This window comes from Kitasatospora phosalacinea (genome assembly GCF_000717185.1).
Classification (GTDB): Bacteria; Actinomycetota; Actinomycetes; order Streptomycetales; family Streptomycetaceae; genus Kitasatospora; species Kitasatospora phosalacinea_A.
Window position 1 is genome coordinate 65,843 of sequence record NZ_JNYE01000010.1, and the last position, 10,935, is coordinate 76,777.

General features: G+C 76.0%; 10 protein-coding genes. 1 reads left to right on the forward strand and 9 read right to left on the reverse strand.

Annotated features, from left to right (window positions below):
* Positions 1–67 precede the first annotated feature (67 nt).
* From OO57_RS06350 to OO57_RS06375, 6 genes are all read right to left on the reverse strand, one after another.
* The gene (locus OO57_RS06350; RefSeq protein WP_033251286.1) at positions 68–1,672 is read right to left on the reverse strand and encodes a glycerol-3-phosphate dehydrogenase/oxidase; all 1,605 of its coding nucleotides are present in this window, start codon (positions 1,670–1,672) and stop codon (positions 68–70) included.
* 74 nt (positions 1,673–1,746) lie between these two features.
* The gene (gene glpK, locus OO57_RS06355; protein WP_033251287.1) at positions 1,747–3,267 is read right to left on the reverse strand and encodes a glycerol kinase GlpK; all 1,521 of its coding nucleotides are present in this window, start codon (positions 3,265–3,267) and stop codon (positions 1,747–1,749) included.
* A gap of 203 nt (positions 3,268–3,470) precedes the next feature.
* Positions 3,471–4,238 (reverse strand): IclR family transcriptional regulator, encoded by a 768-nt coding sequence (locus OO57_RS06360; protein ID WP_033251288.1) that lies wholly within the window; start codon positions 4,236–4,238, stop codon positions 3,471–3,473.
* Between the two features lie 191 nt (positions 4,239–4,429).
* The gene (locus tag OO57_RS06365) at positions 4,430–5,653 is read right to left on the reverse strand and encodes a serpin family protein (protein ID WP_063737505.1); all 1,224 of its coding nucleotides are present in this window, start codon (positions 5,651–5,653) and stop codon (positions 4,430–4,432) included.
* A 72-nt stretch (positions 5,654–5,725) separates the two neighbouring features.
* The gene (mmuM, locus tag OO57_RS06370; RefSeq protein ID WP_234337237.1) at positions 5,726–6,667 is read right to left on the reverse strand and encodes a homocysteine S-methyltransferase; all 942 of its coding nucleotides are present in this window, start codon (positions 6,665–6,667) and stop codon (positions 5,726–5,728) included.
* Between the two features lie 105 nt (positions 6,668–6,772).
* Positions 6,773–7,276 carry a carboxymuconolactone decarboxylase family protein gene (locus OO57_RS06375; RefSeq protein ID WP_081973490.1) on the reverse strand — a complete coding sequence of 168 codons (504 nt, stop codon included), beginning with the start codon at positions 7,274–7,276 and terminating at the stop codon, positions 6,773–6,775.
* Positions 7,277–7,613: 337 nt separating this feature from the next.
* Here OO57_RS06375 and OO57_RS06380 point away from each other — a divergent pair, with 337 nt between their 5' ends.
* The gene (locus OO57_RS06380; protein ID WP_033251290.1) at positions 7,614–8,153 is read left to right on the forward strand and encodes an EF-hand domain-containing protein; all 540 of its coding nucleotides are present in this window, start codon (positions 7,614–7,616) and stop codon (positions 8,151–8,153) included.
* 154 nt (positions 8,154–8,307) lie between these two features.
* Here the strand turns inward: OO57_RS06380 and OO57_RS06385 are convergent, their stop codons facing one another.
* The 3 genes from OO57_RS06385 to OO57_RS06395 are packed head-to-tail and all read right to left on the reverse strand — an operon-like array spanning position 8,308 to position 10,909.
* Complete coding sequence (locus OO57_RS06385) at positions 8,308–8,721, reverse strand: DUF6917 domain-containing protein (protein ID WP_033251291.1); 414 nt, start codon at positions 8,719–8,721, stop codon at positions 8,308–8,310.
* A complete protein-coding gene (locus OO57_RS06390; RefSeq protein WP_033251292.1) occupies positions 8,718–9,695 on the reverse strand; it encodes a Gfo/Idh/MocA family protein in 978 nt (325 codons plus the stop codon). Before OO57_RS06390 ends, OO57_RS06385 begins: the two co-directional genes overlap by 4 nt.
* Entirely contained in the window at positions 9,692–10,909 is a 1,218-nt protein-coding gene (locus OO57_RS06395; RefSeq protein WP_234337238.1) for an Ldh family oxidoreductase, read from the reverse strand. Before OO57_RS06395 ends, OO57_RS06390 begins: the two co-directional genes overlap by 4 nt.
* Positions 10,910–10,935: the final 26 nt, after the last annotated feature.

A 10,935-nucleotide genomic window follows, 5' to 3' on the forward strand; every position in this document is an offset into this window, starting at 1 on the left:
CGACGCCACCCCCAAGCCGCGACGCCCTCCGGACCTCCCGCTTCTCCCGGAGGGCGTCGCCCTGCGCTCAGCCCCCCAGCAGCTCCGCGGTGCGCCTGCGCACCTCCGGCCCGTCCAGCCCGCGCACCGTCAGCGTGGTGCGCCGCCGCAGCACGTCGTCCACCGTGTACGCCCACTCCTGCTCGGCCGCGTACACCACCTGCGCCCACACGTCCGGCCCGTCCGGGTGGATCCGCTCGCCCAGCTCCGGGCGCTCGGCGATCAGCCGGGCGATCCCGAAGGACAGCGTGCCGTAGTGGGTGGCCAGGTTGCGGGCCACCAGCGGGTCCATCCGGCCGCCCGGCTCGCGGTCGGTCAGCAGGCGGCGCGCCACCGCCTGCGGGGCGCCGATGCCCGGCAGCGGCACGGTCGGCGGGATCGGCGAGACGTCCTCGGCCAGGCCCACGCCCGGGGCGTGCTTGAGCTTCTCCAGGATCACCCGGCCGATGTGCCGGTACGTGGTCCACTTGCCGCCCGCCACCGACAGCATCCCGGCCCGGCCCTCGGTCACCACCGTCTCCCGCTTGGCCGCCGCGGTCCCCCCGGGCCCGCCCGGCAGCACCCGCAGGCCCGCGAAGGCGTACGTGATGTCCTGGCGGCGCAGGTGCTCGCCGCGCACCGCGTGCCCGGCCTCGGCGAGGATCTGCTCGACGTCCGCGTCGGTGGCCCGCACCTCCAGCGGGTCCCCGGCGTACTCCTCGTCGGTGGTGCCGAGCAGGACGTGGTCCTCCCACGGGATGGCGAACGACACCCGGTAGTGGTCGATCGGGATGGTCAGCGCCGCCCGCCACGGCGCCTGCCGCCGCAGCACCACGTGCGCGCCCTTGGACAGCCGGATCGACGGCGCCGCGCCCGCGTGCTCCATCCGCCGCAGGTGGTCCACCCACGGGCCGGTGGCGTTCAGCACCAGCCGGGCGTCCACGCCGAACTCGGTGCCGTCCAGGGCGTCGCGCACCTCCGCGCCGGTGACCCGGCCGCGGGTGAAGCGCAGCCCCGTCACCTCGGCGTGGTTGAGCACCACCGCGCCCGCGTCCACCGCCGCCCGCACCGTCATCACGGCCATCCGGGCGTCGTTCATCTGGTGGTCGCCGTACACCGCGACCCGCCGCAGCCCCTCGGTGCGCAGCCCCGGCACCGCGCGCGCCGCCGCCGCCGGGGAGACCACCCGGCCCAGGCCGTCGCGGAACGCCGACAGCGCCGAGTACAGGAACACGCCCGCGCCGAGCTTCGGCGCCGAGTGCGGCCCGCCCTCGTACACCGGCACGAAGAAGGTCAGCGGGTTGACCAGGTGCGGGGCCACGTCGGTGGCCAGCGCCCGGCGCTCCTTGTGGTTCTCGGCGACCAGCCGCACCGCGCCGGTCTGCAGGTAGCGCAGCCCGCCGTGGACCAGCTTGGAGGAGGCCGAGGAGGTCGCGTTGGCGAAGTCCCCGGCGTCCACCATGGCGACCTTCAGCCCGGCCTGGGCGGCGGTCCACGCGGTGGCGGTGCCGAGGATGCCGCCGCCGATCACCAGCAGGTCGTAGCGGGCCCGGCCGAGCAGCTCGCGGGTGGCGGCGCGGGGGGCGAGGCGGCCCGTGCTGCGCTCGGCGCCCAGGGTCGGGACGGTGGCCGCGGGGGGCGGGATGGTTGCCATGGCGTGTGCCGGACGCGGCCCTGGGCCGGTCCGCTGCTCCTTCCGATCGGTGGGTCCTGCCGGGCGGTCCGGGGTCAGGCTTCCGGCTGCTCGTCCTGGTCGATCCAGCCCATGGTGCGCTCCACGGCCTTCAACCAGTTGCGGTGCTCGCGCTCGCGCGTGTCGGCGGCCATCTTCGGCGTCCACTCGGCGGCCCGGTGCCAGTTCGCCCGCAGCGTCTCCGGGCCGTCCCAGAAGCCGACCGCCAGGCCCGCCGCGTAGGCCGCGCCCAGCGCGGTCGTCTCGGCGACGTAGGGCCGCTCCACCGGGACGTCCAGCACGTCGGCGATGTTCTGCATCAGCAGGTTGTTGGACGTCATGCCGCCGTCGACCTTCAGCGCGGTCAGCGTCACGCCGGAGTCCTTCTCCATCGCGTCCACCACCTCGCGGGTCTGCCAGGCCGTCGCCTCCAGCACCGCCCGGGCCAGGTGCCCCTTGGTGACGTACCTGGTCAGCCCGGTGATCACGCCGCGCGCGTCGGAGCGCCAGTACGGGGCGAACAGGCCGGAGAACGCGGGCACCACGTACGCGCCGCCGTTGTCCTCGACGGTGCCCGCCAGGGTCTCGACCTCGGCCGCGGTCGAGATGATCCCCAACTGGTCGCGCAGCCACTGCACCAGCGAGCCGGTCACCGCGATCGACCCCTCCAGGGCGTACACCGGCGGCTGGTCGCCGATCCGGAAGCCGACCGTGGTGAGCAGGCCGTGGTACGAGTGGACGATCTTCTCGCCGGTGTTCAGCAGCAGGAAGGTGCCGGTGCCGTACGTCGACTTGGCCTCGCCCGCGGCGAAGCAGGTCTGGCCGAACAGCGCCGCCTGCTGGTCGCCCAGCGCCGCCGCGACCGGCACGCCCGCCAGGTCGCCGACCGCCTCGCCGTACACCTCGGCGGAGGAGCGGATCTCCGGCAGCATCGCGAGCGGGACGCCGATCGACTCGGCGATCCGCTCGTCCCACTGCAGGGTGTGCAGGTTCATCAGCAGGGTGCGGGAGGCGTTGGTGACGTCGGTGACGTGCCGGCCGCCGTCCACGCCGCCGGTCAGGTTCCAGATCAGCCAGCTGTCCATCGTCCCGAACAACACGTCCCCGGCCTCGGCGCGCTCGCGCAGGCCCTCGACGTGGTCCAGCAGCCAGCGGATCTTCGGGCCGGCGAAGTAGCTGGCCAGCGGCAGGCCGGTCTCCCGGCGGAACCGGTCCTGCCCGACGTTGCGGCCCAGCTCGCGGCAGAGCGCCTCGGTGCGGGTGTCCTGCCAGACGATCGCGTGGTGCACCGGGACGCCGGTGTGCCGGTCCCACAGCACCGTGGTCTCGCGCTGGTTGGTGATGCCCACCGCCCGGACGTCCGCCGCGGTCAGCCCGGCCCGCTCCAGCGCGCCGCGCACCACCGAGCGCACCCTGGTCCAGATCTCCGCCGCGTCGTGCTCCACCCAGCCGGGCTGCGGGAAGACCTGCGAGTGCTCCTGCTGCTCGACGGCGACGATCCGGCCGTCCGCGTCGAACAGGATGCACCGGCTGGACGTGGTGCCCTGGTCGATCGCGGCGATGTGACTGGCAGTCATGCGGTTCCTCGGCTCGTGGGCGGCAGCGGGGCGGGGTGACCATTCGTCAGTCCCCGTCCGCGCAGGTCCGGCAAACCAGGCGGGGCGGTTCACCCGGGCCGGCCGGACGCCGTTCGACAATGTCGAACGGTCTTCGGAAGCCAATCGCAGCCGGACGCCCGCCGTCAAGGCGGTGTGACGCAACCCGCTCACCCCTGCGGGGCTCAGAACCGGTGCGCGCCCAGGTCCCGGGAGATCGCCCGGGCCGCCGTCCGCACCGAGGCCACCAGCGACGGCCGCACCGCGCCGTCCGGACCGCACACCGTCTCCACCGCGCCCGACGCGCACACCGCGCCCACCGGGTTGCGCCGCCGGTCCCGGATCAGCGCCGCCACCGAGGCCACGCCCTCCCAGGTCTCCTCCACCGCGTCCGCCCAGCCCCGCTCGCGCACCAGCGCGCACTGCGCGTCCAGCGCCGCCGGCTCCGTCACCGTCCGGGCCGTGAACGCCTCCCACGGCCCGTCGCCCAACTCGCCGCGCGCCACCGGGTCGTACGCCAGCAGCACCTTGCCCAGCGCGGTCGCGTGCAGCGGCTGCATCGAACCGACCTCCAGCACCTGCCGCGAGTCGTCCGGCCGGAACACGTGGTGCACCACCAGCACCCCCCGCTGGTGCAGCACCCCCAGGTACACCGTCTCCCCGGCCGCCCGCGCCAGGTCGTCCGCCCACACCAGCGCCCGGGCCCGCAGCTCGTGCACGTCCAGGTAGCTCTGGCCCAGCCGCAGCAGCTCCGCGCCCAACTGGTACTTGCCGCTCTCCGGGTCCTGCTCGACGAAGCCCTCCTGCTGGAGCGTCCGCAGGATCCCGTGCGCCGTGCCCTTCGCCAGCCCCAGCCCCGCCGCCACCTCCGACAGGCCTAGCCGGCGCTCCCCGCCCGCCAGCAGGCGCAGGATCGCGGCCGCCCGCGACAGCGACTGGATCGCACCGGGCACCCGCCCACCTCCACTGAACACCGGTCGACGATGCCGACCGCGATGCCGAGAACGGGACGACGTGCCCTCGAAGACCGTACTACCCGGCCGCCCCGTCCCGCCCCACGGCACCCGGCCGCTCACGCGCGGCCCCTTCGGCCCGCCCGGCCCCGTCGGCCCCCTCGGCCCGTCGGCCCCGTCGGCCCGCCCGGTCAGGCCGCGGCGGGCTCCGCCACCCAGCCCGCGACCAGGGCCAGGCCGGTCGGCCGGTGCACCGCGAGGAAGGCGAACGGGCGGTCGAAACGGGCCGTCGCCTGGCGCGAGCGGAAACGGAGGAGCCGGCCGCCCGCCATGCCCCGGGTCATCTCCACCACGGTGACCGCGCTCGCCTCGAAGCCCTTCGCGGTGAACTCCGCCACCGCGGCCTGCTTGGCCCCGCTGACCCGCAGCGGGACGCTCCGGCTGATCCCCGGGAAGTGGCTGCCCGGCCCGGCGGCCGCGCCCAGGCCGAACACCCCGGCCCGCGCCAGCAGGTCGTGCTCCGCCTGCACCCGGAAGGCCACGGTCTGCAGCGTCCCGGAGTTCCGCAGCGCCGAGGACTGCACCGACTCCAGCACCAGCCCCGGCCACGCCTCCCCGTCCGACAGGCCCTCCACCGGCATCCGCCAGGCCGCGCCCGACAGCAGCTCGAACCCGGCCGCCACCACCGCGCCCGGCTCGGCCGCCTCCGCGCCGAGCACCAGGTGCACGTCCACCTCGCCGTCGCCCACCACCCGGACCTCCGTCACCGGGCCCGCCGAGGTCTCCGCCACCGCGATCCGCTCGTACAGCTCCGGGCCCGACACCGTGAGCCGGGGCAGCTCCCGCCAGGCCCACGGCCCCTGGTCGGTCCTGGAGCGGGACGGCCGGAACGGCTTCGCCCACGCGGTGCGCACCGTCAGCGCCGAGGCCAGCACCAGCAGCGCCCCGGACAGCTCCACCGGCATCCGCTCGACCAGGCCGCCGGTCCGCTCCCGCGCCCAGGCGTCCAGCGCCGCCCGGTCCTTCGCCTCGTCGCCGGTCAACCTCCCCCACAGCGAGGCGTCTAACTGCTCCAGCCAGCCGGGCTCCACCACGACCCCGTCGGCCGTCCACAGCCCGAGCGCCGCCGCGCAGCCCGGCACCTCCCGCAGCCGCGCCAGCAGCTCCCGGGCCAGCGACGGCGCCCGCTCGGCCGGGACGCCCAGCGCCCCGGCCAGCTCCGCCCGGGCCGGGCCGCCCGCGCCCGCCGCCAGCACGGCCAGCAGCGGCCACACCCCCAGCGCCGTCCACACCTGCCCGGCGGCGAAGTCCAACTCCCGCCCCCAGCGCGCCCCCAGGGCGTTCACCTGCTCGACCGCGCCCGTACCCGCGCCTGCGCCTGCGCCCGTACCAGCGCCCGTACCCGCGTCCGTCATGCTCCCGTCTCCTCCCCGGCCCGTCCCGTCCCCACCATCCCTACCAGAGCGGCCGGACGGCGCCCCGCCGGGCTACCCGCCGAGCGCCGCCGCGAGTTCCGCGATCGCGGCCGGGCCGACCCGGCAGCAGCCGCCCACCAGCCGGGCCCCGGCCGCCGTCCAGTCCGCCGCCGACCCGGGGTCGAACGCCGCCGGGCCGGTCCAGTCCCGGGCCGACGCGTCCCAGTCCTCCCCGCTGTTCGGGTACGCCACCGCGGGCAGGCCCGTCACCTCCGCGGCCAGCGCCACCGCCGCCGCCACCTCCCGGGGCGCGCAGCAGTTGACGCCCACCGCCACCACCTCCGGCACCTCCGCGACCAGCGCGAACACCTCCGACAGCGGCTCCCCGCCCCTGGTCAGCCCGTCCGCCGCGCCGAACGAGAACCACACCGGCACCCCCAACCCCCGTACGCAGTCCGCCAGTACGGCCGCCTCCAGCAGGTCCGGCACGGTCTCCACCGCCAGCACGTCCGGCCCCGCGGCCGCCAGCACCTCCAGCCGCGGACGGTGGAACTCCGCCAACTCCGAGGCCGACACGCCGTAGTGGCCCCGGTACTCGGAACCGTCCGCCAGCACCGCCCCGTACGGGCCCACCGACGCCGCCACCCAGCGCGGACGGCCGTCCCCCAGCTCCGCCGACGCCTCCTCGGCCGCCAGCCGCGCCACCTCCACGCTCAGCGCCAGCAGCCGGTCCGTCTTCGCGGCGTCCACCCCGCGGGCGGCGAAACCCGCCCGGCTCGCCTGGTAACTCGCCGTGGTCGCCACCCGGGCGCCCGCCGCGAAGTACGCCCGGTGGGCCGCCACCAGCTGCCGCGGCTCGTCCAGCAGCAGCCGGGCCGACCACAGCGCGTCCGACAAGTCGCAGCCCTGGTCGGCCAGTTGGTTCGACAGTCCGCCGTCGAGCAGCACCGGCCCGGCCGCCATCGCCGCCACCAGCGCCGCACCGGAAGGGGAACTGCCGAAGTGCGTCACCATCCCTCCAGCCTGCACCCGCCGTCGGCCCGCGGCGAACCGGCCGCTGCGGGGCGGCCCGCGGCGAACCGGCCGCTGCGGGGGCGGCCGGGGCGGCCCGGGGTCGCGTCAGAGCGCCTCGGCCGCCACCGGGTGCGAGGTGACCGCGATCCGGTTGTAGGTGTTCACCACGGTCGCCGCCCAGGCCACGAACGCCGTCTCCGGCTCGGACAGCACGCCGAGGGCGGCCCGCCGGGCCCGGACGCCCTCGGTCCGGTCGGTGAGCCGGGTGACCGCCTCGGCCAGGGCGAGCGCGGCCCGCTCCCGGGGCGTGAACAGCCCGGACTCCCGCCACACCACCAACTGGGCCAGCCGCTCGTCCTGTTCGCCCGCCTTCCGGGCGCTCGCCGTGTGCAGGCCGACGCAGTACGTGCAGCCGTTCAGCTGCGAGCAGCGCAGCCGCACCAGTTCCAGCAGCAGCGGCTCCAGCCCGGCCGCCGTCGCGGCCTCCTCCACCGCCGCGTGCAGGGCGTGCACGGCGGCGAAGGCCTGCGGGCCCAACTCGGTCATCGGCAGCGGCGGCAGCGGCGGCAGCGGGGGAAGGGCCGCGGGCGGCGGAAGCGTCTCGGTCATCCTTCGAGCGTAGGAGCGGGCCGGGGCCCGGACGGGGCGGAACGGGGCCGGGTCACCCACTCGGGAGGCCGCTTCCGAAACCGTTGACGGTGTCCCCAAATCGTGGCGGGGTACGTCCGGTTCAAGGGCCGTCGAGTCGGCGGAGCGTCAACGAACCGCGAACGTCACCCGCTTGGCCGCACGTGTGCGATCCGTCGCTCAGAGTGCCGGTAGTGTGACGTTCCGTTGCCGCGCCGATCGTGTGACGGCCCACTGAAAGCACCGCAGGGCGACTCCCGCCGACTCCGGTCCCCGGGGCGGCCGCCGCCCGCGCCAGACCACACTGGAGAACTCCGCAATGACCACTTCCGTGCAGCTCGACCGTGCCCAGAAGCGCTTCGACCTCTGGGACGTGAACGGCGACGGCCAGATCGACCGCTCCGACTGGCAGGCCGAGGCCCAGCGCATCCTGCAGGCCTTCGGCGAGGCCCCGGTCTCCCCGGCCGGCCGCCAGCTGACCGAGGCCTACCTCGGCATGTGGAGCTTCTTCGCCGACAAGGCGGGCATCGACGAGCAGGACGGCGCGCTCACCCCCGAGCAGTTCAACCACATCGCCGAGGAGCACATCCTGGAGAACGGCGGCGCCGGCTTCGGCCGCGTCGTCAAGCCGACCATCCAGGCCATGGTCGAGCTGGTCGACGTGGACGGCGACGGCCAGGTCAACCCGGCCGAGTTCAAGACCTGGCTGGACGCGATCGGCGTCTCCAGCGTCGAGCCCGCCGAGGCGTTCCGCCAGATCGACGCCAACGGCGACGGCCAGCTGTCCGTCGAGGAGCTGGTCCAGGCCGTGCGCGCCTACCACCTCGGCGACATCGACGTCCCGCTGCTCGGCCGCTGAGCACCGCCCGGCACCGCTGAGCGCTGCTCGGCACCGCTGACGGCCGAAGGGCCCGGAACGGGGAGGCGCCCCCCGCTCCGGGCCCTTCGGCGTCCCCCGCGCGCGCCCTGCCGATCCCCAGCCGATCCCCAGCCGGTCCCCGGTCAGTCCCCGGTCAGTCCCCGGCCGGGACGAACCGCACCGGCAGCTCCGGCCGCAGGTCCAGCTTCTCCCCGGTCAGCAGGTGGTCGGCCGCGATCAGCACGTTGTAGTGGTTCGGGAAGTGGCAGGCGTCGAAGCCCAGCACGGTGCCGACCCGGTGCTCGCCGACGAACACCTCGTCGCCCCGGTCCAGCACCCCGGCCGCCGCGATCTCCGCGAAGCCGAGGAACCCCACCCGGTCGATCCGCGCTCCCGCGGCGGTGTCCCGCTGGTCCGTGGTCACCAACTCGTGCACCTCGCCCGCCCGTACGCACCGGCTGGCGAACGGCTCCAGGCTCATCCCGCGCTCGGTCCGGCTGTGCAGCAGCACCTTCACCAGCGTGCCGGTGACCGTCCGCTTCGGTCCGTTCTCCCGTACGGGGTTCATCCCAGCGCCCCCGCCCCGGCCCCGGCCTCGGCGCGGTACGCCGCCTCGACCACCCGCAGTGCGTCCACCCCGTCCGGGCCCCGCTCCGAGCCGCCTGCGCCCCCGCCCCCGCTCCCGCTCCCGTCGCGCAGCAGCCCGGCGAACTCGCCGAGGATGCCCTCGTACTCGTGCCACAGCGACTGCTTGAAGCCCTCGTGCCCTGCCAGCAGGTCCGCCCGCAGCACCGTCCCGTCCGCCAACTCCACGGCCACGTCCTTGAGTTCGCCCGGGTACGACCAGTCCAGCTCGATCCGGCCGCGCGCCCCGTCGCCGTGCACCCCGCTCCGGCCCGCCAGCTCCAGCGCCGCGTACCGGTCCACCCCGGTGCCGTCGCGCACCACGTGCGCGTCGGTCAGCTCCATCGGGCCCGCCAGCAGCCGCACCAGGTCGTACGCGTTCGGGCCGTTGTCGGCGACGCAGCCGCCGCCGCACCGCTCCGGGTCTAGGTACCAGCGGTCCCGGCCGACGTGCTCCTCGATCAGCTCGAAGTAGCGGACCGTCACCGACCGCACCGGCAGCGGCTGCCCGGCGAGCGCGGTGCACAGCTCCCGCACCGCCGTGTTGTAGCGCCGGTGGAAGGCCGTGAACAGCGGCACCCGCCGTTCGGCCGCCAGCGCCGCGAGTTCGGCGCCCTCGGCGGCCCGCAGCGCCAGCGGCTTCTCCACGCACACCGGCAGGCCGGCCCGCAGCGCGTCCCGGCAGATCGCCAGGTGCAGGTCGTTCGGGACGGTCACCACCACGGCGTCCAGCCCGCCCGCGGCCAGCAGCTCCCGGTGGTCCGTGAAGCGTGCGACCCCGTTGTCGAACGGCTCCAGCAGCGAACCGTCCCGGTCGCAGACCGCCGCCAACCGCACCCCCGGCAGCCGCTCCAGCGCGGCCAGGTAGAACCGCGAGATCACCCCGAGCCCGACCACCCCGAACCGCAGCCCGCTCACCGCCCGCCCTCCGTCCCGGCGACCGTGCCCGCACCCGTGCCCGCACCCGTGCCCGCACCCGCGGCCGACGCCGGAACCGAAACCGACGCCGGAACCGAAACCGGACGGACGCCGAACTGCTCGGCGACGGCCGCCAGTTCGGCCAGCAGCGGCGCAGCCACCGGCACCCCGTCGCGCCGCGCCTCGGCGGTGCGCCGGGCCTCGTGCCAGCCCGGGTACGCGACCGGGCCCGAACTCCCCTCCGCGGGCGGGCAGTCCAGTACCGTGCCGAACAAGGTCCGGGCGTCCAGGGCGACCTGCTCGGCGTCCCGCAGGGCGGCCGGGGCGATCGCCAGCGCGAACACGCCGATGTCGTCGTCCCGCCCGGACGGGCGGCCGTCGCCCTCCAGCGCGGCCGGGTCCGGCCCGAGGCCCGCGCCCGGCAGCAGCGCCGCCAGCACCTCCACCATCAGTCCCAGCCCGAAGCCCTTGAACTCGCCGCCCGCACCCGACCCGAGCCACAGCAGGTGCGCCTCGCCGCGGTCGAACGCGCCCGGGTCGGTGACCGGCCGCCCGTCCGGCCCGGCCAGCCACCCCTCCGGGATCGCCCGCCCGGCCCGCTCCGCCGCCCGGACCCGGCCGGTCGGCACCGCCGTGGTGCTCATGTCCAGCACGTAGGGCGGCAGTTCACCCGCCGGTGCGGCCACGCTCCACGGGTTCGTCCCCAGCAGCGCCACCGCGCCGCCCGGCGGCCGGGCGATCCGCTGGCGGCCGCAGTTCGAGGCCAGCAGCCCGATCATCCCGCGCCCGGTGACCCGCGCCGCGTGGTGGCCCGCGCACCCGAAGTGGGTGGCCCGGCGCACCGACACCAGTCCGATCCCGTACTGCTCGGCCCGCTCCGCGGCCAGCTCCATCGCGGCCCCGGCCTGCCACAGTCCGAGCGCCCCGGCCGCGTCCACCAGCACCGCCGCCCCCCGGTCGGCCAGCACCACCGGCTCCGCCCGCGGATCGGCCCGGCCCTCGGCCAGCAGCGGCAGGTAGAGCCGGGTCAGGTTGGCCAGCCCGTGCGAGTCCATCCCGGCGGCGTCGCCGTAGCACAGCGCCTCCGCCGCGGCCCGGGCCCGCTCGGGCGGCAACGCGCAGGCCGCGAACACGTCGGTGGCGAAACGGATCAGGTCGGCGTACGGGACGCGGACGGTGCCGGTGGCACGGGGCGCGGACGCCACGGTGGTCACGGAGAACAACCTCCAGTCGGGACGGG

Coding starts and splice junctions, on each gene's coding strand:
- OO57_RS06350 (WP_033251286.1), bottom strand. CDS start 1,672: ATGGCAACCATCCCGCCCCCCGCGGCCACCGTCCCGACCCTGGGCGCC.
- glpK (WP_033251287.1), bottom strand. CDS start 3,267: ATGACTGCCAGTCACATCGCCGCGATCGACCAGGGCACCACGTCCAGC.
- OO57_RS06365 (WP_063737505.1), bottom strand. CDS start 5,653: ATGACGGACGCGGGTACGGGCGCTGGTACGGGCGCAGGCGCAGGCGCG.
- mmuM (WP_234337237.1), bottom strand. CDS start 6,667: ATGGTGACGCACTTCGGCAGTTCCCCTTCCGGTGCGGCGCTGGTGGCG.
- OO57_RS06375 (WP_081973490.1), bottom strand. CDS start 7,276: ATGACCGAGACGCTTCCGCCGCCCGCGGCCCTTCCCCCGCTGCCGCCG.
- OO57_RS06380 (WP_033251290.1), top strand. CDS start 7,614: ATGACCACTTCCGTGCAGCTCGACCGTGCCCAGAAGCGCTTCGACCTC.
- OO57_RS06385 (WP_033251291.1), bottom strand. CDS start 8,721: ATGAACCCCGTACGGGAGAACGGACCGAAGCGGACGGTCACCGGCACG.